The sequence below is a fragment of the Hymenobacter glacialis genome, from assembly GCF_001816165.1.
In the GTDB taxonomy this organism is placed as follows: domain Bacteria; phylum Bacteroidota; class Bacteroidia; order Cytophagales; family Hymenobacteraceae; genus Hymenobacter; species Hymenobacter glacialis.
Map to the genome: position 1 here is coordinate 1 of NZ_MDZC01000044.1, position 23530 is coordinate 23530.

26 protein-coding genes and 2 tRNA genes are annotated in these 23530 nt (G+C 56.5%); 9 read left to right on the top strand and 19 right to left on the bottom strand.

Translation table 11 applies throughout. From position 1 onward, the window contains the following. The coding region (locus tag BEN48_RS03855; protein ID WP_141764577.1) for an energy transducer TonB at positions 1-537 on the top strand (537 nt) is incomplete at its 5' end. Between the two features lie 195 nt (positions 538-732). Here the strand turns inward: BEN48_RS03855 and BEN48_RS19365 are convergent. Further along, a complete protein-coding gene (locus tag BEN48_RS19365; protein WP_125932459.1) occupies positions 733-915 on the bottom strand; it encodes a hypothetical protein in 183 nt (60 codons plus the stop codon). 186 nt (positions 916-1101) lie between these two features. Between BEN48_RS19365 and BEN48_RS03860 the strand changes: the two genes are divergently transcribed. Genes BEN48_RS03860 through BEN48_RS03870 form a run of 3 tightly spaced genes read left to right on the top strand, consistent with a single transcriptional unit; the run spans position 1102 to position 4047 of the window. After that, positions 1102-1374, top strand: coding sequence for a hypothetical protein (locus BEN48_RS03860; protein WP_070733119.1), 273 nt, complete (start codon positions 1102-1104; stop codon positions 1372-1374). Then, entirely contained in the window at positions 1367-2362 is a 996-nt protein-coding gene (locus tag BEN48_RS03865) for a PstS family phosphate ABC transporter substrate-binding protein (RefSeq protein ID WP_070733120.1), read from the top strand. The genes BEN48_RS03860 and BEN48_RS03865 overlap by 8 nt, the downstream gene beginning before the upstream one ends. Before the next feature lie 56 nt (positions 2363-2418). Then, entirely contained in the window at positions 2419-4047 is a 1629-nt protein-coding gene (locus BEN48_RS03870) for a tetratricopeptide repeat protein (RefSeq protein ID WP_070733122.1), read from the top strand. Between the two features lie 79 nt (positions 4048-4126). On the opposite strand, the gene BEN48_RS03875 is transcribed toward BEN48_RS03870, so the two are convergent. From BEN48_RS03875 to BEN48_RS03940, 14 genes are all read right to left on the bottom strand, one after another. After that, positions 4127-5188 (bottom strand): RluA family pseudouridine synthase, encoded by a 1062-nt coding sequence (locus BEN48_RS03875; RefSeq protein WP_070733123.1) that lies wholly within the window; start codon positions 5186-5188, stop codon positions 4127-4129. Positions 5189-5261: 73 nt separating this feature from the next. After that, the gene (locus BEN48_RS03880; RefSeq protein ID WP_241502164.1) at positions 5262-5888 is read right to left on the bottom strand and encodes an OmpH family outer membrane protein; all 627 of its coding nucleotides are present in this window, start codon (positions 5886-5888) and stop codon (positions 5262-5264) included. 49 nt (positions 5889-5937) lie between these two features. Next, complete coding sequence (locus tag BEN48_RS03885) at positions 5938-6633, bottom strand: OmpH family outer membrane protein (protein WP_070733127.1); 696 nt, start codon at positions 6631-6633, stop codon at positions 5938-5940. Between the two features lie 38 nt (positions 6634-6671). After that, complete coding sequence (gene bamA, locus BEN48_RS03890) at positions 6672-9176, bottom strand: outer membrane protein assembly factor BamA (protein WP_083320732.1); 2505 nt, start codon at positions 9174-9176, stop codon at positions 6672-6674. Between the two features lie 9 nt (positions 9177-9185). Beyond that, positions 9186-9932 carry an isoprenyl transferase gene (locus BEN48_RS03895; RefSeq protein WP_070733129.1) on the bottom strand — a complete coding sequence of 249 codons (747 nt, stop codon included), beginning with the start codon at positions 9930-9932 and terminating at the stop codon, positions 9186-9188. A gap of 120 nt (positions 9933-10052) precedes the next feature. Continuing rightward, positions 10053-10808 (bottom strand): type IX secretion system protein PorG, encoded by a 756-nt coding sequence (gene porG / locus BEN48_RS03900; protein ID WP_070733130.1) that lies wholly within the window; start codon positions 10806-10808, stop codon positions 10053-10055. Positions 10809-10849: 41 nt separating this feature from the next. Next, the gene (locus tag BEN48_RS03905) at positions 10850-11770 is read right to left on the bottom strand and encodes a DUF6089 family protein (RefSeq protein ID WP_070733133.1); all 921 of its coding nucleotides are present in this window, start codon (positions 11768-11770) and stop codon (positions 10850-10852) included. A 138-nt stretch (positions 11771-11908) separates the two neighbouring features. Then, on the bottom strand, positions 11909-12802 hold the full coding sequence (locus BEN48_RS03910) for an NAD kinase (protein WP_070733136.1): 894 nt from the start codon (positions 12800-12802) through the stop codon (positions 11909-11911). Positions 12803-12866: 64 nt separating this feature from the next. After that, positions 12867-14330: a BamA/TamA family outer membrane protein gene (locus tag BEN48_RS03915; RefSeq protein WP_125932460.1), complete on the bottom strand. Its 1464-nt coding sequence runs from the start codon at positions 14328-14330 to the stop codon at positions 12867-12869. 9 nt (positions 14331-14339) lie between these two features. Beyond that, on the bottom strand, positions 14340-15017 hold the full coding sequence (locus tag BEN48_RS03920; RefSeq protein WP_083320734.1) for a CBS domain-containing protein: 678 nt from the start codon (positions 15015-15017) through the stop codon (positions 14340-14342). Between the two features lie 134 nt (positions 15018-15151). Beyond that, positions 15152-15934, bottom strand: coding sequence for an alpha/beta fold hydrolase (locus tag BEN48_RS03925; protein ID WP_070733138.1), 783 nt, complete (start codon positions 15932-15934; stop codon positions 15152-15154). Beyond that, positions 15900-16541, bottom strand: a complete 642-nt coding sequence (locus BEN48_RS03930) for an anthranilate synthase component II (RefSeq protein WP_070733139.1) — start codon at positions 16539-16541, stop codon at positions 15900-15902. The genes BEN48_RS03925 and BEN48_RS03930 overlap by 35 nt, the downstream gene beginning before the upstream one ends. Before the next feature lie 68 nt (positions 16542-16609). Continuing rightward, a complete protein-coding gene (locus BEN48_RS03935) occupies positions 16610-17149 on the bottom strand; it encodes a CvpA family protein (protein WP_070733141.1) in 540 nt (179 codons plus the stop codon). Positions 17150-17271: 122 nt separating this feature from the next. Further along, positions 17272-17733, bottom strand: coding sequence for a GatB/YqeY domain-containing protein (locus BEN48_RS03940; protein WP_070733145.1), 462 nt, complete (start codon positions 17731-17733; stop codon positions 17272-17274). A gap of 197 nt (positions 17734-17930) precedes the next feature. Here BEN48_RS03940 and BEN48_RS03945 point away from each other — a divergent pair, with 197 nt between their 5' ends. Both BEN48_RS03945 and mnmH read left to right on the top strand, forming a co-directional pair. Then, positions 17931-18644, top strand: a complete 714-nt coding sequence (locus tag BEN48_RS03945; RefSeq protein ID WP_070733147.1) for a pyridoxine 5'-phosphate synthase — start codon at positions 17931-17933, stop codon at positions 18642-18644. Between the two features lie 107 nt (positions 18645-18751). Next, positions 18752-19783 carry a tRNA 2-selenouridine(34) synthase MnmH gene (mnmH, locus tag BEN48_RS03950; protein ID WP_070733149.1) on the top strand — a complete coding sequence of 344 codons (1032 nt, stop codon included), beginning with the start codon at positions 18752-18754 and terminating at the stop codon, positions 19781-19783. A gap of 24 nt (positions 19784-19807) precedes the next feature. Here the strand turns inward: mnmH and BEN48_RS03955 are convergent, their stop codons facing one another. Next, positions 19808-20806: an AAA family ATPase gene (locus BEN48_RS03955; RefSeq protein ID WP_070733151.1), complete on the bottom strand. Its 999-nt coding sequence runs from the start codon at positions 20804-20806 to the stop codon at positions 19808-19810. A gap of 473 nt (positions 20807-21279) precedes the next feature. Between BEN48_RS03955 and BEN48_RS18000 the strand changes: the two genes are divergently transcribed. The 3 genes from BEN48_RS18000 to BEN48_RS03965 all read left to right on the top strand — a co-directional run bounded on the left by BEN48_RS18000 (position 21280) and on the right by BEN48_RS03965 (position 22675). Next, positions 21280-21498, top strand: coding sequence for a PID-CTERM protein-sorting domain-containing protein (locus BEN48_RS18000; RefSeq protein WP_083320735.1), 219 nt, complete (start codon positions 21280-21282; stop codon positions 21496-21498). Between the two features lie 85 nt (positions 21499-21583). Continuing rightward, a complete protein-coding gene (gene xrtX / locus BEN48_RS03960; protein WP_083320736.1) occupies positions 21584-22156 on the top strand; it encodes an exosortase X in 573 nt (190 codons plus the stop codon). Between the two features lie 9 nt (positions 22157-22165). Then, positions 22166-22675 (top strand): XrtX-associated membrane protein, encoded by a 510-nt coding sequence (locus BEN48_RS03965; RefSeq protein ID WP_141764578.1) that lies wholly within the window; start codon positions 22166-22168, stop codon positions 22673-22675. 40 nt (positions 22676-22715) lie between these two features. Here the strand turns inward: BEN48_RS03965 and BEN48_RS03970 are convergent. The 3 genes from BEN48_RS03970 to BEN48_RS03980 all read right to left on the bottom strand — a co-directional run bounded on the left by BEN48_RS03970 (position 22716) and on the right by BEN48_RS03980 (position 23431). Beyond that, positions 22716-22799 (bottom strand) — tRNA-Leu (locus tag BEN48_RS03970). Positions 22800-22807: 8 nt separating this feature from the next. Then, a complete protein-coding gene (locus BEN48_RS03975) occupies positions 22808-23299 on the bottom strand; it encodes an HNH endonuclease signature motif containing protein (RefSeq protein ID WP_070733157.1) in 492 nt (163 codons plus the stop codon). Positions 23300-23355: 56 nt separating this feature from the next. Beyond that, a tRNA-Gly gene (locus BEN48_RS03980) sits at positions 23356-23431 on the bottom strand. Positions 23432-23530 lie beyond the last annotated feature (99 nt).

Below are 23530 nucleotides of genomic sequence, written 5' to 3' on the forward strand. Positions count from 1 at the left end.
CCCCCACCCCCTCCCCCCAAGCTCACCACCATCAAGTTTACCCCCCCGGTGGTAAAAAAGGATGAAGAGGTGAAAAAGGAAGAGGTGCCGGACCAGGAGGAGCTTAAGGAAAAAACCGTAGCGACCGTGACCGTACAAGGCAACACGAACGCTCCGGACCTGAGCGAACTCGCCAGCGGCGACGGTGACAAGGTGGTGGAAGAAGTGGTAGAGAACAAAGTCTACACTTACGTGGAGCAGATGCCGCAGCTACCCGGTGGTGGCGGCAACGGTGCCATCGTTGCAGCCATTCAGAAAGCAGTTAAGTATCCACCCCTGGCGCTCCGCAACCAAGTGGAAGGCCGCATCTTTGTCAGCTTCACGGTGAACGCCGAAGGCGCGGTTTCGGATGTGAAGGTGGTGAAAGGCCTGGGCTCCGGCTTGGATGAGGAAACGATGCGGGCGGTAAAAACCCTGCCTAAGTTTATCCCCGGCAAGCAGAACGGCCGCGCAGTTAGCGTATCGTTCACGGTTCCGATTACCTTTAAGATTCAGTAAAGCCTAGCACCGGCGCAAACCGGTACTGCTCCTTAAAACCCCGAATCAGGCTTCACAGCTTGGTTCGGGGTTTTTCGTTGATACCAGTTGCATCCAAGCGAGGACGATAATAGGCCAGCAGGGGCCAGTCAAGGGCTCATCTGAGTAGTTGCATGCATTGCCTACCCGTATCCGCTAAACGGCCAACGCGCTCTATTATGCATCGCAGAAGGATGCTGCATGAGCCTGACTGTCACGGTAAGGAAAATCTTCGAGCCAGACACTCATCGCGCCGATGGTCACCGGGGCGAGTAGAACGGTTGAAAATACCAGAGCGGTGCTCTTGCCGTTGTGTCCGAAACGTGTCCAGCCAATTTCCTTTTCAGCATGAGTTGCCACAGGTGAAAGCCGGTATTGTGAGTGTGCACAACTACTTTCACCGATATGAAACTTGACCGAAACTATGAAAAGCGGCTAATTTTCGGCTGTTTTGTAGGCTGCTTGTGTTACAGGCTCTGCTAGGTCAGAAACCTTTAATAGCTATTTCGCAGTTTACAACATCTCCATTCTTGCATTTTCAGCTTTATGCTTAACATTCCCACTACCGAGGAACGCCTCGGCAAGTCGCCCCAGCGGCTGGTGCGTTACTTTGTGCTCACCATGGCCCTGGTATACCTGGGGCTGGGGGTGTGGCTTTGGGTAGCGGCCGACCGTCCCACAGTACCGGGCCTCATCGAGCTGGGACCCACGGCCCGCCGCGTGCTGGGTGCCGTATTCATGCTCTACGGCTTGATTCGATTTATTCGCGGCTATCACACCTACTTCCGCAAGAAGGCAACCTTACACGACAATGAATAAGCGCACACACCACATTGCCACCAGTATCCTTGCGGTACTGGCAGGCGCCATTGCTGTGGCTTCCTGTAATGGCCCCGGCACGCCGGGTGCGCAGGATACGCCCACTACCGGCAACGTTGCGATAAGCGTGGACGAAACGTTTGCCCCTATTCTGCAGGCACAGATTGATACTTTTTCGAAGCTGTACCCGAGTGCGCACGTGCAGGCTAGTTTTCAGCCCGAAGAAAAGGTAATGCTGGACCTTATCAACGATAAGGTGAAACTGGTGGTGGTAACTCGTGAGCTTAATGCGGAGGAGAAAAGCGCTTTTAAAAAGCAAACCATTGTCCCGCGCATCACCCACATTGGCATCGATGGGCTGGCAATTGTGCTGCACAAGTCCAATCCCGACTCGCTGCTTACGGTGGCCCAGCTAGCTGACATATTTACCGGTAAGGTGGGCACCTGGAAACAGGTCAGCGGCAAGAAAGGACTCGACGCCATCAACGTGGTATTTGATGCCAACCGAAGCAGCACCGCTCGTTTTGTGCGCGATTCCGTGACGCGGGGCGCGGCCCTGACTCAGCGGGTATTTGCGGCCACATCGAACCCGGCCCTGCTCGATTATGTTGCAACTCACCCGAATGCCATTGGCGTGGTGGGAGTTAACTGGATTTCGGACCGGGACGACCCGGCAGCCGTCAAGTTTTTTAATAAGGTGCGGGTGGCCAGCATTACGGCCCGGCCCAACCCTAAACCCAACGATTACATCCAACCTTACCAGGTTTACCTGGCTGAAAAGACGCCGGCACAGCTGGCAGAATACCCGGACTTGCAAAATTATCCGCTCCGGCGCAACCTTTATATCATCAGTCGGGAAGCGCGCGTAGGGTTAGGCACGGGGTTTGCATCCTTCGTAGCAGGCAAGAATGGACAGCTGATTTTTCAGAAGTCGGGATTGATGCCTGCTCAAATGCAAGCTCGCATTGTAACTACCCCTAAACTGTAAGCGCCATTTGCGCGTACCCATTTTCACTCATGCTTTTTCATCCTTTTTCTTTAACTATGAGTTTCAAGCCCTGGAAACAGCCGCTGCTCGCTGCCATTGCGATGGTAGCCGGCACTACGGCGGCCACCGCCCAAAACGTACAAAGCGCTCAACGCGCCATCGAGTTGGGCCGTTATAACGAAGCCCGTGCCACGCTGCGCCCCGGTTCCACACCCGAAGCGGCGTTTGAGCTGGGTCGTTTGTATCAAATGCGCGAAATGCCGGATTCGGCTGCTTTCTACTTTAACCGTGCCTCGGGTTCTACGCCTTTCGGCCAGGTAGCTGCTGGCCGGGCATTGCTCGTGAAAGGCCAAATTGGCCCTGCCGAAACGCAGTTCGACGCGGCGGTTAAAGCCACTAAGAGCAAGGACGCTGGCGTTCTCACCATGATTGCCCAGGCTTATGGCGAAAGTCCGTCTAAGAACGTGGGCAAGGCCCAGACGTACGTGACGGCTGCCCAGACGGCCAGCAAAGGCAAGGTCGACCCCGCGTTGATGGTAGCCCGTGGTGATATTTTCCTGCACTCTGACCAAGGGGGCGGCGAAGCCATGAGCAGCTATGACCAGGCTACGACTATGAACCCCAGCTACGCGCAGGCCTATTACAAAAAAGGTGTGTTGAACGTGCGTTCGCGCAACTTCAACGCTGCCCGCGAGAGCCTGAGCAAAGCCGTTGAGCTTGACCCAAGCTACGCTCCTGCTTACCGTGAGCTGGCCGACATGTACTACCTCGCCGGTCAATACGACCTTGCGCTGAGCACCTTCCAGAAGTATACAGGCCTGGCCGAGAAATCGTCCACCACCGATGCTCAGTACGCTTCGTTCCTTTACCTGACCAAGAAGTATCCTGAAGCGCTAGTTGAAGTGAATAAAGTACTTCAGGCTGACCCTACCAACCTGACCATGAACCGTCTGCGTCCTTACCTCATGTATGAGACCGGTGATTTTGCAGGGGCAGCCACTGCCATGGAGACGTACATGAAGCTTGTTCCGGCCGACAAGATTATCCCGGAAGACTACTCGTACCAGGGCCGCATCCTGGCCCGTGCTGGCAAGCCCGAGGAAGGCATTGCCGTGCTTAAAAAGGCAATTGCTGCCCAGCCTGACCCTGAGAAGCAGGCCGAACTGCAAGACGCACTGGCTACGGCTTACATTGCTAAGAAGGACTATAAAGGTGCCATCTCGGTATACAAGAAGAAGCTGGCTGGCAGTGGCGACCTGACCGACCAGTTCCGACTGGCCACGGCTTTTAGCAGCGACAAGCAGTATATAGCAGCGGACAGCGTGTATGGCATCATTAACGTGGCCAAGCCCGAATACGCGCCGGCCTACCTTTACCGTGCCAACGTAAATGCCCAGCGCGATTCGGAGGGCAAGCAGGGCTTGGCTCGTCCGCACTACGAAAAGTACATTGAGCTTTCGAAAGCCGAAGGCGCTGAGCCTGCCAAGTTCCGTCAGGGCTTGGTAGAAGCCTACGGTTACCTTGGGGTGTATAACTTCCAGAAAGGTGACAAAGCTGCCGCACTGAGCAACTTTGAGCAAGTTCTGGTACTGGACCCCACCAATAAAGGTGCTCAGAACAATATTGATATTCTGAAAGCCAAGCCACGTACTCCGGCAAGGTCTACTACTGCCAAAAAGAAGTAGTCCTGCTCACATGCAAAAAGCCCCGCCGTATTCACGGCGGGGCTTTTTTGTGTATTGCTTTTTCAGCTATTGCCAGGCATTAATTATTCACTGCCCAGGCGCGCCACTTCTCCAGTACAGCCGCAAAGTCCTTGGGCAGGTCCGCCTCAAAGAACACGTTCTCACCTGAGGTAGGGTGCACAAATCCTAGGGAGCGGGCATGTAGCGCCTGCCGGGGCATCAGGGCAAAGGCATTTTCCACAAACGCGCGGTAGGTACCATTGCTTTGCCCCACGCGGATTCGGTCGCCGCCGTAGGGGGCATCAGAAAAGAGTGGATGGCCGAGGTACTGCATGTGCACCCGAATCTGGTGGGTTCGGCCAGTTTCCAGCACGCAACGCACCAGCGTCACGGGGCCGAAATTCTCCAGCACCTCGTAGTGCGTCACAGCGGGCTTGCCCTGCTCGCCATCGGGGTACACGGACTGCACCCGGCGGTCGCGCACACTACGGCCAACATGCCCCCGAATAGTACCGGTAGGGCCAGGCGGCGTGCCCCAAACCAGCGCCAAGTAGCTGCGCTGAATGGTGTGATGAAAGAACTGATTGGATAAGTGGGTCATCGCAAAATCCGTTTTGCCGATGACCAACAAGCCCGAGGTGTCTTTATCAATCCGATGCACGAGGCCGGGGCGGATGTTGCTGTTGCGGCCAGTGGGTAGGTTGGACAGGTGATGGGCCAACCCGTTCACAAGCGTACCCTGCCAATGGCCGTAGGCAGGGTGTACCACCAGCCCCGCCGGCTTGTTCACAATGAGTAATTCCGCGTCCTCGTAGCGAATATCAAGGTCCATCTCCTCCGGCACCACCCGGTCTTCGCGCGGCGGCTCGGGTAGCGTGATGGTAATGGTGTCCTGCGGCTTGACACGGTAGTTGGGCTTCACGGGCGCGCCGTTTACCTCCACGGCCATGGCCCGGATGGCCTCCTGCACTTTATTACGGGAGGTGTTTCGGAGCCGGCTCAGCACGTACTTATCAATACGTAGCAGCTCCTGTCCTCGGTCTACTACGATGCGGTGGTGTTCGTAGAGCTCGTCGCCCTCTGCCGCGTCCAGTTCGTCACCGGTCAATTCGTCGTCTTCTATCTTGTCGTTGGGTATCATACTAGGGCAGTTCTACATGAAAAAAGCCGGAGCGACTGCTCCGGCTTTTTCACAGTAAAGCAGTGGGGGCTGCTTATTTCTTGGTTTTGGTTTTGGTCTTGCTTGGAGCAGGCGCAGCGGCCGCTGGTGCAGGGGCCGGACCCGACTTGATGGGTGCCGCAGCGCCGGGCGTAATGCCCATTTTCTTCAGCACGAGGTCCGAGATGTCGCCATCTTTGGGAGCATGCAGCAACAGGGGGCTACCGCCACCGTCGGAATTGAAGATGTACGTGTAGCCGCTCTCTTCGGCTACTTCGTCGATGTTCTTCTGCAGTTTGTCGAGGGCAGGCTTCAGCAAGGTTTGCTGCTTTTGCTGCAACGACTGCTCCGCGTTGCGCTGGAACTCTTGGATGGACTGCTGCATGTTCTGCAGCTCTTTCTCCTTGTCGGCCTTCACTACCTCAGTCATAGTGGGGCCACCCTGTTGGTAGGCCTTCACTTTGGTCTCAAACTCGGAGCTTTTGCTTTTCAGCTGAGCAGCCAGTTGGTCGTTGTAAGTCTTGAGCTCCGATTCGATTTGCTTGCTCTCGGGCATCCGGGACAACACATACTGAACGTCGGTGTAACCAATTTTAAGGGGGGCCTGGGCCTGCGCAGAAGTGGCAGCCAGGGTTCCGGCGGTCAGCAGAGCGGCGGCGAGCGTCAGACGAAAGATTTTCACGGGATTCATCAAAAGAAAAAGGGTCAGAAAATTATTGGAACAAAGGTAATTACTTCGAGCGCTTCTTAATCGGACGGCTGGGCTTAACAGCCGGCTTGTCCGCTTTGGGCTTGACGATGGAGTCCGAAGCGCCCGAATCGGATTCAAAGTTGGGGTCAACGGGAGTTTTGGGCGGAGCTACGGTTTTTACCACTCCTTTGGGGCCGGGTTGGTTGCGGTCTTCGGCGCCAAGCCCCAGTTCCTCCAACACAAACTCGGTGTAATCGTGCGCTGGATTGGTGTAAAGCATGGTTACATCGCCCGATTTATCAAATAGCACCGCCAATTGCTTCTTCTTGGCTACTTTCTCAACGGCCTCAAACACCTTGTCCTGAACGGGCTTGTTCAATTCCTGGCGTTTCTTGAAAATCTGGCCTTCATAACCAAATTGCTTGTTTTGGTACGCCTTGATGTCTTGCTCTTTTTTCAGAATTTCATCCTGACGCTTCTTCTTCATGGGTTCGGTAAGCACCACTTCCTCGGCCTGATAATTATGGTAGAGCTTGTCGAGGTCCTTTTTTTGCGCCTCGATTTCCTTCTGCCAGTTATCCGACAACGCATTGAGCTCGGCCTGAGCTTTGGCAAACTCCGGCAGCTTGGCCATGATGTACTCCGAATCTACCCACCCAAATTTCTGGGCGTGAACGTTAGATGATGCGGCAGTCAGCAAGAATGAGGCCAATAGCAGGCCAAGGATTTTCTTCATACCAAAGGAAACGTGAAACCTCGCCGGCTAGTGCCCGGCTAGCGAATTTGCTGGCCGATGATGAAGTGGAAGTGGTTGGGGTCTTGCTTGCCCGCGTTACCAGCGGTGGGAATAACGGCGTCAAATCCGTGGCCGAAGTCAAATCCTAGCAAACCGAATGCCGACATGAAAATGCGAGCTCCCACACCCGCCGAGCGGTACAACTTGTACGGGTTATAGCTGGAGTACGACCCGTAGGAGTTGCCAGCTTCCGCAAACGCCAGCACGTAAACCGTAGCGGCGGGATTGAGGCTGACAGGGTAGCGCATCTCCATCACGTACTTGTTGAAGGCAATGCCGCCTTCCTGGTTCTGCTGGGCCGTGGGGATAGCGAAGGTGCTGTTGGGGTCGTCGTAGCCCCGCAGGCCCACGTAGTCGGTACCCACCAGAAAGTTGCCGCCACCGTTGTTGCCCAGTCCAGCACCACCCATCTTAAAGCGCTCAAATGGACCCAACTGGCGTGCAGAGTTGTAATTGCCGATGAAGCCGAAGTGGGCCCGTGTGTTCAGCACCAGTTTGCCCACGATGGGCGTAAACCACGAGGCGTCAAACATCCACTTATGGAATTCAATAAGCTGTTTGGAATTCGGGTGGTCGGGATTCAGGAGCGAATAAGGCGGCGTGAGGTTCAGGCTCAGGCTCAACGAAGAGCCCCGGCGAGTGTAGGTGGGGTTGTCGATGCTGTTCCGCGACAAGGTGGTGTTCAAGGTAATGTTGGTAGCAAAACCCGACGTGAAACCCGGCAACAGGTTGTAATTCTGCGTTTGATACTGGCTCAACGACAGCGAGTTGCTTAGCGTAAAGTAGTCGTCTGGCACGCGCAACTGGCGGCCCAGGCCCACCGTAGCACTTTTTACCTTGATGAACTGGTCAGACGCAGCGTCCAGGGCCCGGCCGGTACGCTGAACGCTGTAGTTCAGGCTGGCCGAGAACGAGTTGGGACGCCGGCCACCCAACCATGGCTCGGTGAAGGAAAAGGAATATGCTTGGTACTGCACGCCGTTGGCCTGCACGTTGAGCGCCAGCCGCTGGCCATCGCCCGAAGGCACGGGCGTCCAGTTGCGCAAGGTACCGGCTTTGCGCAGCGAGAAGTTGTTGAACACCAGGCCCACCGTTCCAATAAAGCCCGCGAAACCACCCCAGCCGCCCGACAGGGTTACTTGGTCCGAAGGCTTTTCTACCACGGTGTAGTTAATGTCCACCGTGCCATCAACTGGGTTCGGAATGGGGTTGATACCGATTTTTTCGGGGTCGAAGTAGCCCAGCGTGGCAATCTCCCGCTGCGAGCGGATGAGCAACTCCCGGTTAAACTTATCGCCGGGCAGCGTGCGCAGGGTGCGGCGCAGCACGTGGTCGCTCGTCTTGGTATTGCCCGCAATGTTGATGTCCTTGATGTGCGCTTGCACTCCTTCGCTCAGGCGCATCTCAATGTCAATGGAATCGCCTTCAATTTTTGTTTCAACGGGGTCGATGGTAAAAAACAGGTAGCCATCGTTTAGGTACAGCGACGAAATATCCTGGCCCGTGGGGTTGTAATTCAGGCGCTTGTCCAGAATTTCCTTGCTGTAAGGGCTGCCGGGCTTAATGCCGAGCACGCTGGCAAGCGTCTTGTCGTCGTAGAGGTAGTTGCCGTTCCAGGTAATGTGCCGGAAGTAGTACTTGGGCCCTTCGTCCATCACAATGCGCAGAGCCAAGCCCTCTTCATCGCGCACCAGCGTGTCGCTTACAATCGCCGCATCGCGGTAACCTTCGGCATTATAGAACTCCAACAGCTTCTTCTTATCCTCTTCGTATTCAGCCCGCTGAAACTTACCGGCGGTGAGAATTTTATACGGCTTACGCTCCTTGGTTTTCTTCAGCTTGCTCTTCAGCTTATAGTCCGAAAAGGCCTCGTTGCCTTCAAAGGCAATGTCGTGAATCCGGACTTTGGCGCCCTTGTCCACATCAATGCGCAACGCTACACTGTTCGACAGCGACGAATCCGCCACCTGCATGACATTCACCTTGGCATCCAAGTAACCTTTGTTCACAAAGAATTTGCGTACCTGAGTTCGTGTGTTATTAATCAGGGCGTCGGTCACCACCTTACCCCGAATCAGTGTAATCTTCTTCGTCAGGTCTTCGGTTTGGCTTTTGCGAATGCCAGTGAACGTAAACTTCGACAAACGAGGACGCTCCTTTAGGTTATAATCGAGGAAGATTTTATTCCCTTCGATGCGAGCAACGCTCACACTCACATCACCTAGAATGCCCTGGGCCCAGAGCTTGCGAATGGACTTGCCAATTTCCTCACCTGGCACCTGAATAACGTCTCCCACCCGCAGGCCGGTCAGGCCAATGAGGGTATTGGGGTCCAGGTACCGTGCGCCACTTACCGTGATACCGCCCAACTCATACCGCTTGGGTTCCTCCATCTGCTGCGCCATCACCGGACGAGCCAGCAGGCCGCCTAGCACCGCAAGGGTCAGTACACACTTTACAAAAAGATTACGCACAATAATCATTACAAGAAGTTAAGATACAGTGATTTGCTCACTGGTTTTTCCAAAACGCCGCTCCCGGCGCTGATAGGCTCGAATAGCCTCCTGAAAATGCTGCTTCCGGAAATCCGGCCACAACAAATCAGTGATGTATAATTCAGTATAGGCCAACTGCCACAGCAAAAAGTTGCTGATGCGTTGCTCGCCGCTTGTGCGAATGAGCAATTCCGGGTCGGGCATGTTGGCGGTTACCAAGTAGCTGGCCACGGTGTTCTCGGTCACGTCGGCTGGTTTCAGCTTCCCTTCAGCCACGTCAGCCGTCATGCGTCTGGCGGCCTGGGTCAGGTCCCAACGGCCACTATAGCTCAGGGCCAGCACCAACGTCATTCGTGTCCCGGTCTTGGTAAGTTCCTTGGCTTCAGCCAACTCGCGCTGGCAGTTTTTAGGCAGCGTGGCAATGTCGCCAATGGATTCAAGACGAATGCTATTTTTGAGCAGCGTAGACGTTTCCTGCCGAATGGTGTGCACCAGCAGTTGCATCAGGGCCATTACCTCCAGCGCGGGCCTATTCCAGTTTTCGGTGGAAAAAGCATACAGCGTGAGGTACTGCACGCCGAGTTCGGCCGCCTCCTCCACTGTTTCGCGCACCGCGGTAATGGCACTTTGGTGCCCGAACACGCGCAGGCCGCCCCGCTGCTTCGCCCAACGCCCGTTACCATCCATGATAACGGCCACGTGGGCGGGAATATTCTGAGTATCTATTTCGGCCTGGCCGGTCATCCTTGCGGTTTCGATAAAAGAGCCCGCAAGTTACGGAAATGGTTGCATTTAGGTGCTGTTCTTCTCACAGCATCCAAGCCCGCTCCCGGGTAAGCCAAAGGCTTTTATTGAGACAAGGCCCTATTTGAGCAGCTTTGGATTGTCCTTGTACTGGTCGGGACAAAGTATTTTATAGAAGGTGTAGGACAAGCTGATGCCGCTATAGTAATACCAATCCTGGTCGTTTCTATTGACCAGAAGCTGGTCTTGCTCACCCAAATGGTCGAGCTTATCGGTAAAAGCCTTGCGCACCCCGGTCTCTAATCCGAAGTTAAGGTGCTCCGAGAGAGCGTATTTAATGCCTACACCAGCTGGTATTGCAAAGCCAAGCATACCGCCTTTGCCTTGATACTCGCTACTAACCAAGGGGTTGTTGCTCACGGTGCTGGTATTAGCATAAAACGCCGCCAAACCCACAAACACGTACGGGGTAAAATGTATTTTATCGGTGCGTTTGTGATAGTCTCTGAAGTTGTACTCCATCACAGCCGAAGCCTCCAGCAACCCGCCCTTGGTATTAGCCTGCCGATAATTCTGCAAAGGCGGCACGTTGCCGTTTACTCCTTTCACGTTTTCATCAGCCGCCCGGAGAAAGCCGCCCGTCAGGCCCCCGCGTAGGGTAACCGGCACCGACACGTCCTTCCGATAGAAGGCCGTAAATGCCGGCCGATTATTGAGAAACTGATACTTCGGAGAAATCTCACCCCGGTAATTGGTGGCGCCAAGGCCAACACCTACTTCACTAGTAGTCTGCGCATTAGCAGATGGGCAAAAAAACGCACTCCCCGCTTGCACGAAGCAAGCGAGGAGTGCGGTCTTGAAAACAGAATTCGTCATTCAAACTGACTGTAGAGTAAATAATCAGCCAGCAATATTGGCTAGCGGAACTTGGGGTTCTTGATGCGAGGCGTCAAGATATAGTTTAAGGTTACACCGGTAACGATGTACCAGTCTGTTCTATTGCCATTATCGCCCCGGGCGGTCCTATTATTAGCATCTTTAGAAAGGAAATTTGTAAAATCCCCAGTTTGGCTTCTTGTGATATCACGGCCAAAATACTTTTGTGCTCCAGAAGACAGCTCGGAGTCGAGAGCATACTTACCTCCCACATCGTCCAAATAATCGAAGAAGGTCTTGCGCCACCCGATTTCCAGACTGGCATCAAAGTTACGGTTGATACGGTAACGGATACCACCACCGAAAGGAATGGAGAACTGGGTTTTGCTGTAAGCCGACACTTGGTTTTCGGTGCGCAATTCAGCCAGCGATACATACTCACCCTCAGTTAAGGAAGTGGGAGCATCTGGGCCAACTAGGCCTTTGGGGTTGTGGTAGAAGCCGGCAACACCTGCGAATACATACGGCACAAAGTCCGGACGCTTGAGGTAGTTGTTACGGTTTTCAATCAGGTCAAAAATCGCAACAGCAGAAGCTTCTACAATATCGTTACGAAAGGCAAAATTTCGGTTGTAGCGAAATTTTGCATCGCTGTCATTCGGATCGGCAGCGAGTTTGTCGTCGCCTGAGATACGACCGTAAGACAGACCAAAACGGCCTGACAAACGTGGATAGAAGCGACGAGTCAGAGACACGCCAGCACCGACGCGAGTGGCCCCAAGGCGCAAGCTGGTGAAATTAGTAACTGGCGTAACATCGCCGAAGTAGTTCACCGCGTTAACGCTGAAGCCTACCGAGTTGTACTGCTTTCGCTTACTGAATTGCTGGGCATCTGCGTCCGGCGTCGCCACCAAGGCTAATCCGAGCACAACGGCCGTAGAATACGTGAAAATATTTTTCATAAGGCAACTAAAATGTTGAGGCGAATTGCGGGAGCAGATGCCTGCGCGGAAAATGCGCAGTTTCAGACAGTGACAAAAGTAAGGCTAATCGGGAACTAAAAAAACTTTTGGGAATATTTTAAAACAGAAATACCGTATTTACAATTGAATACCAGCAGGATTCCGACGGTCCAAGCCCCAATTCAACTTGCTACGCAACGTGCTGAGAAAATTGACATGGTTGAGCTTGACTAAGCGGGCATTGAAGGTTTCGCGGCGCACGGCAATCTGCACAGAAGCTTCCACGGGCAGGGAGCGAGAATCGAGCGCAAGCATGTAGCTGGTGCTACGGCCTTCAATTTCGAAGGATATAACGCTCTGGTCGGACACTACAAGTGGGCGCACGTTCAGATTGTGGGGGCATACGGGAGCAATGATAAAATTGTTGGTTTGAGGTAGCATAACAGGCCCCCCGCAACTCAGTGAATAGCCCGTTGAACCGGTTGGTGTGGCCACAACCAGGCCATCGGCCCAATAAGAATTGAGGTATTCGCCGTCGATGTACGTGTGAACGACAATCATGGATGACGTGTCGCGCTTTAACACACTGAATTCGTTGAGCCCAAAGTTTAGACTGCCAAATACATCGGGGTCGGTATCAACGCGAATCAGGCTCCGCTCTTCGATGTTGAAGTGCCCTTTATAAAGGGCGTCAATGGCTTGGGCAATGCGGTCGGGGGTGATGGTGGCCAGAAAGCCCAGACGGCCTGTGTGAATGCCCAGAATCGGGATTTGGAGGCTGCCGACGTAGGTGACGGTATCAAGCAGGGTACCGTCGCCGCCGATGCTGAGCACGTACTGCACCCCACGGAGGGAATCGCCGCGCCGGAACTCAGTGGTTCCTTCGGGTAGGCGCAGGCGGTTGTCGAGGAAGGTGCGGAAGGCTTCGCCAATGAGGACTTCGGCCTTGCGAGCGGCCAAGTCGTCGAGCAGCGCCTGAATGGCCGGAGCGGCTTCGTCATCGAATGGCTTGCCGAGGATGGCGATTTTCATGCAAAAACTAAAAAAGGAAACGAACTGGGCAAAAAGCAAAAACAATTTAAGAGCACCGCAGCGTTTATAGGGGAAACGATGCCCGGAAAAAGTATCCGGTTTGGCCCAAACCGTTCAGCGTGTACTCGGCCGTAAAAACCCGGTCGTAGTAGGTAACAAGATGTAGCCCAACGCCTCCGGCGGTTAACAGCCGGTTGGGCAGCCGGTTCTGTAACTGCTGGCCAGGGGCGAATACGTAGCCGGCATCGGCAAAGATATTCAGGTACAGCGCTAAGGGAATGGTATTAATTTTCGGATTGTCCAGGGATTCGAGCTTGATGGGGCTGGGTTTGAGTAGCCGGTAGGAGACGCCTTGCTGCAGCAGACCATAGTGGCTGCCGTCGATGACATATTGGTCGTAGCCCCGCACGAGGTCTTCATAGCCCAGGGCGCGGGAGTCGGCGTAGGCTAGGCGGCGGGCTAGGCGAGCCTGACCGGTAAGGCCGGTGGAATAATAAAACCCACGGCCCAGGGGGAGGTAACGGGCATATTTCACGCGCAACGTGGTGAGGCTGGGCGTAGTGGCGTCGAGGAAGACTCGGTGCGTTAGCCTGAACTGGGCAAACTGTCCGGTCAATGGATAGGCAAAGGTGTTGCGTTGGTTGCGGGTGCTGGTCAGGGTCAGGTCGAAGAACTCGCGCTGGGTGCGGCCCTGGTAGTAATTGGGATTGAAGTAATTGACGGAATCAATGATGCGCTCGCGGTGGTAGGAAGCATCGAAAGCGGTGAGGAACTGCACGGTGTGGCGGAAGCGCACCCCTGCCGTGGCATATAGGCGCTGAATGGGAAACCCTGCATCGGCGCGCAACGCTACCAACTCATCGGCGCGGGTGAGGTAGTCCAGGGTTCGGCTTTGGCTGAAAGAGCCGCCCACGCCCACGCCAATGCGGCGGTAGTGGCCCAGACCAGGCGCTTCGTAAAACAACTCGTACTTGCGGTTGAACCCCAACTGCAGGTTGGCAATAATCTGCTCGTTCCGCCCGCGGAAGTTGCTGCGCGTGAGGTGCAGGCCATAGTCCAGGCGGCGCCAGCGGTCGGGGCGGTCCAGCCAGGAACGGAGGTTGCGGTCGGCCAGAGATAGAATGGGAACCGGAAACGTGTACCACCGCTCCTGCACCCCAAATACAATAATGAGCCCGGTACCCGTACAGCTGGACTGCACCACCACCGCGTGAAACAGCTGCAAGTTGAATAGCCGGCTTCGGTTGGCTTCGAGGCGGGCGGGCAATTCGGCAATAGTCAGGGTATCACCCTCATGGAAATCCAGCTCAACGCGCAGTATTTGTTCTTTGGTAACCGCGTTGCCGCCAAAAATAATGGCGGCAACCGGCGCCCTAACCAACTCCGGGCAAGGCATGACGCGCACCAGCGTATCGGTGGGCGCTACCGCCGGGCGCGGAACGTGGGGCAGGGCCACATCGGGCGGGCCCAGTCCCACGCCGATGCCGGCCAGCAGCACCCGCAGTGATAACAGTAGTATTGCTAACAACACCCGGATTTAGACGCTCAGGTACCGCAGGAGGGCGTCGTAGCGCTCCTGCTCGTCTTCGGTGGCTACGGCCGTGCCGCTAAACTGCGCCGCAACCACGTAGCCAAATCGCTCCAAAGTGGCCGTGATACGAGCCAGATTGTCGGTATTAAGTTTAAGGGTGAGGCGAATACGGAAAGGGTCGACTTCGTCCTGCGCCACGTGGGCGCTGACAATCTTGGCGTTGTTCTCCTCAATGTACCGGCTGATTTGCGTCAGGGAGTAGTCCCGCTCCTCCATGGTGAGGATGAGAATACCGCCACCCTGACCGCCCGTAGGCTGCTGGCCAAACGCGGCAATGGCGTCGGCGATGGTGACTACGCCCGCGTATTCGTGCTGCTCATCGACGACGGGCACCAACTGAATTTTATTTTCAATGGCCAGTTCCATCACCCGATAAAAGTGCTGGTTGGGGCGCACATAGGCATCAGCATAGCCCAGCGTCAATTCCGAAAGCAGGGTTTCGGGGTTGTCAAAATCGGCCAGGTCGGCTTCGGTAACGAGGCCGCGGTAGTGGCGATTGTCTAGCACGGGCAGCTGCGCCACGTGAAACTCATCGAGCCAGCGCGCTGCTTTGCCGGCCGAATCAGTGCCCTTCAAAGGCGGAATCATTTCGTTGAGTAAATCTTCGGCGAGCAGGGCGGGCATAGGTTCTATCAGTTATGAATGCCTTGGGAATAGATAGTTGGCGGACTGAAAGGATAGTCGGAAGGCATAGGTCAGCGCCCCTAAAGGCCGCAGGATAGCAGGTAACAGCTGAGGCAGCGGAATGATATCCGAACTTACGCGGCCACGGCAACTACCGGTTCAGTTGCATGCAAAAACCGGCGCAAATAACTATTAAACCCCACGGGACGCTCCATCATGGGCGCATGGCAGCAATGGTCGAGGAAACGCAGCTCGGCGTGGGGCAACAGCCGGGCAAATTCGTGGGCCACGGGCGGCGGGGTAATGGTGTCGTTCAGGCCCCACACTAATAGGACAGGCACGGTGATTTTGGTAAGCTCCTTGCTCAGGTTGTGCCGCTGCGCCGAGCGGGCAATGGCAATCATGCGCAAACACTTAGCATTTGAATTGGTGACGTTGAAAACCTCGTCTACCAGCTCCTGGGTAGCCAGGGAGGGGTCGTAGAACGTGAAACCAACCCGTTCCTGCACGTAGGCATAGTCGCCCCGCTTTGGGAACGACGCGCCCATGCTGTTCTCAAACAGGCCACTGCTGCCCGTGAGCACGATGCGGTTGACCCGAGCGGGGTTTTTGAGGGCGTATACCAGCGCTACGTGGCCCCCAAGCGAGTTGCCCAAGAGGGTAAAGCTGGCCGGCAGACCAATGGCGGCCACGAAACCCTCGACATAAGCCACCAAACCCGGCACACCGGCCTGGGAAAGGGGCATTTCGTACACGGGCAGCAGCGGAATAATAACGCGGTGGTCGGTGGCGAACTCGCTTACCACGTCCTGCCAATTGCTCAAGGCCCCAAACAAACCGTGCAGCAACAAGAGCACCGGGCCCTGGCCCTCCTCTACAAACTCATACCCGTGCTGATGCTGGCGGCGCAGTTCCATCTCGTTTCTCGTCAATTTGCGGCGTTTTGGCAATGATACAACAACGGAGCCAATTCCCCAAAATAGCGAGTCCGTGCGGCGTCAGCAGGGCCTCGGGGTGAAACTGCACGCCAAAAAGCGGCAATGAACGGTGGCGCAGGGCCATTAATTCCGGATTGGGGCCGGTGGTATGGGCCAGGGGCACTACCTGCAGCGGCAGCGGCCCTCCAACTATAAGGGAATGATAGCGCGTGACTTCCTGAATGGCCGGCAAGCCGGCAAAGAGCGGCTCGGTAGTATCGCACCACATTTCGGCTACTTTGCCGTGCATGGGCCGGGCCGCCCGGACCACGCTGGCTCCAAAAAATTCGCCCAGGGCCTGATGGCCCAGGCACACGCCCAGCATCGGCACGTGTTGATAACAGGCCTGGATGAGGGCTGGCATCACGCCGGCCTGTGCCGGCGTGCCCGGTCCCGGCGACAACACGATGCCATCGACCCCAAGCGCCTGCAACGCTGGCAGTGTCACGTCGTTACGGCGCACCAGCACCTCGGCTCCCAGCTGACGCAGGTAGTCAGCCAGGGTGAAGGTGAAGGAATCGAAATTATCGAGCAGCAGCAGGCGCATGAAACAAGCGTGGCAGTTCGGGTTTTGGATATTGAAACAGGATACGCCCCGGATGCAGCAGCCACTCGTTAGATTTTATACTCTCCTCCGAAGGCCGCCTTTATCTTAACCAGCAGGTCCTGTGCTACAGGCAACACATAGGCGGTAATTTGGAGGGCAACGGGCGTAGCCTGCTGCACAATAGGCAGCACCTGCGAGCCAGCCATCAGCCCCGGAGAAAGCAGGGTGAGGCCGGCCAACCCGGTGCCGTGGAGCAACAGGCTCAGGCCCAGCACCCACTTCAGCACCCCCGCTGCTCCGCCCAGCAGATTGTCAAGCACGCCCAGCGGCGTAAGGTGCACCGCCGTTTTGAGCAGCCCACCCAGCAGGTGTACGCCCCACATAATGGCCACAAACACCAGCGCAAACGCCACCAGCGGCAACATGCCAAAGGCGTCGCCCACGTAGTGCCGCACCAGCGGTACCGCCGCCGACAACAAACTCAGCCCGCCCACCACGCCCAGCACAAACGCCAGCAGCGACACCACTTCCAGCACCAGCCCCCGCCGGAACCCTTTCACGGCCCCAATGCCGAGCGGGAGCAGAAGCAGGATGTCGAGGGCAGTCATGGGTAGGAGTAAAGAATAAAAAGAACGTCATGCTGAGCGCAGCCGAAGCATCTCTACTGAGAGAGTAATTCAATTACTGCTGCGGTAGAGATGCTTCGGCTGCGCTCAGCATGACGTGCTACTTACAAATTGGTGTTATTCAGCAAGTGGCTGATAACGTCGGAAATGCGCTTGCCATCGGCTTGGCCAGACAGTTCGCGGGCGGCTACGCCCATCACCTTGCCTAGGTCGGAGGGACCCTGGGCACCCACGCGCTGGATGATGAGCACGAGGCGCTCCACCAAATCGGCTTCGGAGAGCTGGGCGGGCAGAAATTCTTCGATGATGGCCAGTTCGGCCAGCTCGTTCTCTTCCAGTTCGGAGCGAAACTGCTCCTTGTAGATAGTGGCCGCGTCGCGGCGCTGCTTGGCGGCTTTGTTGAGCAATTTGAGCTCGGCATCGGGAGCGAGAGCCGCGCCGTTGGCACCTTCGGCGGTTTCGGCCAACATAATCTGCGATTTGATGCTGCGCAGGGTGGTGAGGCGCACTTTATCTTTGGCCAACATGGCTTGCTTGATGGCGGCGTCAATGGTGTCTTTGAGCATGGGGAGGGCGAATTGGCGGGTTAGCGCGTGGAAGAATAAGGGAACGGGCCGGCCGCTCCCGGCAACGGGGCGGTGCAAGCCGTAATTTCGCCCCGAAGCTACGGCTTCGGGCCCGCAAGCGGGCCAGTCACCCAGCCAGCCAAAACCACCGCTCGGTTGTTTCTCATTCTTTCGAATCTGATTTTACTGCTCTCCTCGTGACCAAGCTCAGCGTCAACATCAACAAATTGGCCACCCTACGCAACGCCCGGGGCCACAACCGTCCGGACATTCTGCAGGCCGCCCGCAACATTGAGCGGTTTGGGGCCGAAGGTATCACGGTGCACCCGCGGCCCGACGAGCGCCACATCCGCTACCAGGACGTGCGCGACCTAAAAGCCGTGGTGACCACCGAACTAAACGTGGAAGGCAATCCCACGCCCGACTTTCTGGACCTGTGCCGCGAGGTGCGCCCCGAGCAGGTGACGCTGGTGCCGGATGCCCCCGATGCCATCACCTCTAACGCGGGCTGGGATGTCATTAAGCACCAGCACTACCTGCGCGACGTGGTGGCCGAGCTCAAGGAAATGGGCTGCCGCGTGAGCATTTTTCTAGATACCGACCTGCCGCTGGTGGAAGCGGCCGTGAGCACTGGCGCCGACCGTATTGAGCTTTATACCGAAGCGTATGCCCAGCAGTACCTGGCCGACCGGGAACGGGCCGTGGCTCCTTACCGCGCCGCCGCCGCTCGCGCCGGGCAGCTGGGCCTGGGCGTGAACGCCGGCCACGACCTCGACCTCGACAACCTGGCCTGGCTGAACCAGCAACTCCCGGAGTTGGCCGAAGTGAGCATCGGGCACGCACTGGTATGCGATGCGCTTTATCTGGGACTCGAAAACACCGTACAACTATACAAGCGACAGCTGCGGTAATCTGGCAGCTAATAACCCGCTAGATACCGTCAAAGCAATAATGTAGCCGCTGGTGAAACGCCACCGGCAGCTGCCAACTATTCACTGATAACTGCTAACTGACCCTTATGCCCCGCCTTACCCTGCCCGAATTCCAAGCCCTGCCCTACCCGCTGCTCGATGTGCGCGCGCCCATCGAGTTTGCCCAAGGGCACGTGCCGGGGGCATTAAACTTGCCGCTTTTCACCGATGAGGAGCGGGCCCTCATCGGCACTACCTACAAGCAGGTGAGCCAGGACCGTGCGGTGCACCTGGGCCTGGAGTTTTTCGGGCCGAAGATGTCGGCCATGGTGAAGCAGGCGCAACGGCTGGCACAGGGCAAGGAAGTGCGCCTGCACTGCTGGCGCGGCGGCATGCGGAGCGGGGCCGTGATGTGGCTCCTCGAGCTGGGCGGCTTTAAGGTGCACTTGCTCGATAAGGGCTACAAAGATTTCCGGCGGGAGGTACTGGCCTCATTCGCGGCGCCGCGCGAGTGGCGGGTGTTGGGCGGCCTCACCGGCAGCGGCAAAACCGATGTGCTGCATGCCCTGGCGGCTGCGCCCCACGCCCAACCCGTGCTCGACTTAGAAGGCCTGGCCAACCACAAGGGCTCGGCTTTTGGGGCCATTGGCCAGCCCGCTCAGCCCACTCAGGAGCAGTTTGAGAACAACCTGGCTGCTGCCATCGCCGCCCTGCCTCCCAACGTGCCCGTGTGGGTAGAAGACGAAAGCCGGCAGATTGGCCGGCTCACCATTCCGCCCGCGTTGTTTGCCCAGCTGCGCAGCGCTCCGCGATGGGTATTGGAAGTGCCCCGGGCAGCTCGCGTAACCAAATTAGCTGCTGAGTACGGTGCCGAAGACCCCATTGAGCTGGCTGCCTCCATCGAGCGCATTCAGAAGCGTTTGGGGGGCCTGGCCACCCAGCAAGCCCTGGCCGCAGTCGAAGCCGGCGACTTCCCTCTGATGGTGGAACTGGTGCTCGATTACTACGACAAGACCTATACCTACGGCCTGGCCCAGCGGCCCGATGAGCCCGACCGCACGTTTGTGCCCGTGAGCAGTTGCGACCCGGCCGGGAACGCGGCTGCCCTCCTGGAGTCGTTGGCCGGCGTGCCCCGGTAGCTCGCTGCTGCCCAGGAGAAGCTCCTAGCTGATGGGCACCTTGCGCAAAATGGCCTCAATCAGGTCCTGCGTCCGGATGCCGTCGGCCTCGGCTTCGTAGGTGAGCAGGATGCGGTGGTTGAGCACGTCGGCAGCCACCTCTTTAATGTCTTCGGGCAGCACGTAGTCGCGGCCTTCGAGGTAGGCCACGGCCTTGGAGGCGCGGTGCAGCGCGATGCTGGCCCGCGGGCTGGCGCCGAACTGCACCGCCTGCGCAAACTCGGGCAGGTCGTAGTCGGCGGGGCGGCGCGTGGCAAACACCAACTCAATGAGGTACTTCTCCAGCGTTTCGGAAATCTGCACTTGGTTGATTTGGTCCCGGATGCCGGAGATATCGGCCTGCGTGAGCACGGGCTGCACGTCTTCCACGAAGCTGAGGTTGGCCATGCGACGCATTACCTCCAGCTCGTCGGCTTTTTTGAGGTAATCCACGTGCACTTTCAGCATGAAGCGGTCTACCTGGGCTTCAGGCAGCGGGTAGGTACCCTCCTGCTCCACGGGGTTTTGGGTGGCCAGCACCAAAAACGGCAGGTCCAGCGGGTAGGTGGTTTCGCCAATGGTCACCTGCCTCTCCTGCATGGCCTCCAGCAGGGCGCTCTGCACCTTGGCCGGCGAGCGGTTGATTTCGTCGGCCAGCACTAGGTTGGCGAAAATCGGCCCCTTCTTCACCTCAAATACCGACTGATTCTGGTTATAAATCATGGTGCCTACCAAGTCAGAAGGCAGCAGGTCGGGCGTGAACTGCACCCGCTGAAAGTGCAGGTGCAGCACCTTGGCCAGAGTAGAAATGGTGAGGGTTTTGGCCAGGCCCGGCACGCCCTCCAGCAAGATGTGCCCGCCCGTAAACAAGCCAATGAGCAGGCGGGTGAGCAGCGGCTGCTGGCCCACCACCACCTTGCCCATCTCGGCAAATACCTGGTGAATGAGGGGGTGGTAGTCAACGGGGACAGCCGGCGAACCAGGAATATCAGAAGCAAGAGGCATAGCTCAACAGGGGCAAAACAACTACCGCAAGGTAGGCACAAGCTGGCGTGGTAAGGCCCAGTGGCAGGCACCCTGCCTGGTAGTTGCGCCTCCGCGCAGCCGCAGGCCGTGCTCCGGGTTGGAATTACCCGCCCGGCTACCCGCTAGTTTTCCCAAAATTTCCCGCCCGGTAAACGCAAGCAACTCTACCGTTTCGGCTCGTGCCATCTGGCCGCACCGCGGGCTATTTTGGTCTTTGATTCCTACTCTCACAATTCGATAATTACTAACGCAGGGTGCGAAACCGCAATATGTAATTACTTTACAGTGAGCCCGAAACCAAACACACACCAATAGCGTATCTGGGTATCACTGCATTATTGTTGCGCTTGCTTGTGCTGCCAGGGTGTTTATCTGGTAGCGAGGCTAGTCCATCAGTCTGCCGTAGCCACCCGTAACGCCTGCATCTTTTCAACCATCATTAACCACGCTGTATGAAATCATTTCTGCTAAACAACTTCTTGCCAAGCGTATTTATCGTTTTGGTAGCTACTTCGGTAGCAGTAGCTCAAGGCCCAGTTACCGGTGGGCCAACACCCGGCACCACTCCCGACCCCACGGCCGTTCCCATTGACGGAGGCGTTTCCCTGCTGCTAGCCGGCGGGGTAGCGTACGGCCTGAGGCACCTGCGCAGCCGTCGCCGCAATGCGTAGCCAACAGTTGAATAACACCGAGCGGCTCTCCCGGAAGGAAGAGCCGCTTTTTTATACCTAATTTGCTTATTCTATACTTTCGCTTATGTCCGCAACTGCTTCCATCTCCTCTCCTCCTGCCAGCAATCGGGTTTTGTACCGTTTTATCGCGACAGCTGCGGTGATGTTTCTGGTGTGGTTTTTTGGCTACGAGCAGTGGCTAAAGCCCGATGGCCGACTGGATACAGTACTGTGCGAGCAAATCACGCAGGCTGGCGTGGGCTTGCTGCGGGCCGTGGGCTTTGACGCCACCATCAGCGCCACCAACGCGCAACTGGTGGTGATGAACGGCCAGCCTGCCGTCATCATCGGCACGCCCTGCAACGGGCTCGTGCTATATGCTTTGTTTGCTGGGTTTGTGGCTGCTTTTCCGGGGCCATGGCAGCGGAAGCTTTGGTATATTCCCGCCGGCATTGTCCTCATCTGGTGTCTTAACGTGGTGCGCGTGGCTGCGCTGGCCATCAACCACCAGTACTCGCAGGCCTCAGTTGATTTCAACCACCACTACACCTTTACCTTCATCGTCTACGCCTTCATTTTTGGGCTGTGGATGCTATGGGCACGCCGTCTGGCCCTGCCCACCGGCCCGCCAGCGTCGTCCCAAACCCCACTTCAATAAGGGAGCAACGTGGAAGCATTACCCCAGTATTCCTCTCGTGCTGTCCACTGGCTACTGGTGGGCGGGCTGGTTGTGTTGTTATTTCTGATTAGGTTCTATGATGAACCCATCCTGCAGTTCCTCACCAACATGTGGCAAAAAGCTCTGACGGTTCTGGGACTGAAAGAGTACGCTGATTCCCTGCAGCAGGGAATTAATGGCGGCATTGCTAAGCGCTTGCTGCCGGCAGTGGCCACCTATGCAGTGCTCTACCTCAGCACCTGCTTCCTCCTGCTGCGCCTGCTGCTTCCAGATACTGGGCAATGGCGGCTGGCATTGTTATTTTATGCGGGTGCTTTGGCCGTTTACGCTGCTATTGTGGTGCTCAATAAGCTCACGGGCAGCAGCGAGTGGGCCTATCGCCTTAGCCGGCAGCTACTGGATTTTGTCATCAGCCCCTTGCCGGTAGCTGGCTTGGTGGTGCTCTTCAAATCGGGCCTAGGAACCGCGGTTAGAACCCCACCACAGCGCTTGCCCTAAAAAGAAAAAGCCTCCCGTAAAGGAGGCTCTTTCTTTTTAGTACCAGAGACGGGACTTGAACCCGTACTTCCTCACGGAAACGGCATTTTAAGTGCCGCGTGTATACCGATTTCACCACTCTGGCAGAAGCAATTAAGACTTTGCTCTCGCTTGATTTTTGCCCCGATAGTTCTCCGTTAATGCGTGGCAATTGGGGCAAAGCAACTGCAAGTTATGCAGTCTGTGGTCATTATTGATACCATTGACATGATGCAGTTCCAGTGGGATTGGCTCACTTAGCCATTCAGTCAAACCACAGCTTTCACACTGCTTCGCTTTTAGTTCGTGTTCTATCAGCCTGTTACGTAGCCGGGCAGTAGACGTGTATGATGAGTTTTCTATTAAAATCACATCCCAGGAAAAAGGTTGGCCGAGCATTCTAAACCGGCCACCTTGGTTCCAAGCCGCCCCCGTGAAATGACTGATGTCCAACCCAAGTCTGGCAATGCGGCTGTACACCGTCTTGTAATTACCGCCTGCGGGCACCAAGCCGATGCGGCCCAGCACCTGCCGCACCGACAGGCTCGCGGCTACAACCTGCCGGAACTCGTCATCGGTGCTGAGGCACTTGCGGGTAGCCGCCATATTGGAACAGGCTGAAACAAAAAACGCCGTCCGAAGACAGCGTTTTTTTTACTATTTGGAGCGGGAGACGAGGTTCGAACTCGCGACCTCGACCTTGGCAAGGTCGCGCTCTACCAACTGAGCTACTCTCGCGGGAGGTTCATTACTACTTTCGTAGTGCTGAATGGTGCGACAAAGGTAAGGGGCTTTTTTGGCGAAGCAAGGACCAGGGGTGGAAATTTTTACTTGAAA

Coding starts and splice junctions, on each gene's coding strand:
- BEN48_RS03860 (WP_070733119.1), top strand. CDS start 1,102: ATGCTTAACATTCCCACTACCGAGGAACGCCTCGGCAAGTCGCCCCAG.
- BEN48_RS03865 (WP_070733120.1), top strand. CDS start 1,367: ATGAATAAGCGCACACACCACATTGCCACCAGTATCCTTGCGGTACTG.
- BEN48_RS03870 (WP_070733122.1), top strand. CDS start 2,419: ATGAGTTTCAAGCCCTGGAAACAGCCGCTGCTCGCTGCCATTGCGATG.
- BEN48_RS03875 (WP_070733123.1), bottom strand. CDS start 5,188: ATGATACCCAACGACAAGATAGAAGACGACGAATTGACCGGTGACGAA.
- BEN48_RS03885 (WP_070733127.1), bottom strand. CDS start 6,633: ATGAAGAAAATCCTTGGCCTGCTATTGGCCTCATTCTTGCTGACTGCC.
- bamA (WP_083320732.1), bottom strand. CDS start 9,176: ATGATTATTGTGCGTAATCTTTTTGTAAAGTGTGTACTGACCCTTGCG.
- BEN48_RS03895 (WP_070733129.1), bottom strand. CDS start 9,932: ATGACCGGCCAGGCCGAAATAGATACTCAGAATATTCCCGCCCACGTG.
- porG (WP_070733130.1), bottom strand. CDS start 10,808: ATGACGAATTCTGTTTTCAAGACCGCACTCCTCGCTTGCTTCGTGCAA.
- BEN48_RS03905 (WP_070733133.1), bottom strand. CDS start 11,770: ATGAAAAATATTTTCACGTATTCTACGGCCGTTGTGCTCGGATTAGCC.
- BEN48_RS03910 (WP_070733136.1), bottom strand. CDS start 12,802: ATGAAAATCGCCATCCTCGGCAAGCCATTCGATGACGAAGCCGCTCCG.
- BEN48_RS03920 (WP_083320734.1), bottom strand. CDS start 15,017: ATGCCCGCCCTGCTCGCCGAAGATTTACTCAACGAAATGATTCCGCCT.
- BEN48_RS03925 (WP_070733138.1), bottom strand. CDS start 15,934: ATGGAACTGCGCCGCCAGCATCAGCACGGGTATGAGTTTGTAGAGGAG.
- BEN48_RS03930 (WP_070733139.1), bottom strand. CDS start 16,541: ATGCGCCTGCTGCTGCTCGATAATTTCGATTCCTTCACCTTCACCCTG.
- BEN48_RS03935 (WP_070733141.1), bottom strand. CDS start 17,149: ATGACTGCCCTCGACATCCTGCTTCTGCTCCCGCTCGGCATTGGGGCC.
- BEN48_RS03940 (WP_070733145.1), bottom strand. CDS start 17,733: ATGCTCAAAGACACCATTGACGCCGCCATCAAGCAAGCCATGTTGGCC.
- mnmH (WP_070733149.1), top strand. CDS start 18,752: ATGCCCCGCCTTACCCTGCCCGAATTCCAAGCCCTGCCCTACCCGCTG.
- BEN48_RS03955 (WP_070733151.1), bottom strand. CDS start 20,806: ATGCCTCTTGCTTCTGATATTCCTGGTTCGCCGGCTGTCCCCGTTGAC.
- BEN48_RS18000 (WP_083320735.1), top strand. CDS start 21,280: ATGAAATCATTTCTGCTAAACAACTTCTTGCCAAGCGTATTTATCGTT.
- xrtX (WP_083320736.1), top strand. CDS start 21,584: ATGTCCGCAACTGCTTCCATCTCCTCTCCTCCTGCCAGCAATCGGGTT.
- BEN48_RS03975 (WP_070733157.1), bottom strand. CDS start 23,299: ATGGCGGCTACCCGCAAGTGCCTCAGCACCGATGACGAGTTCCGGCAG.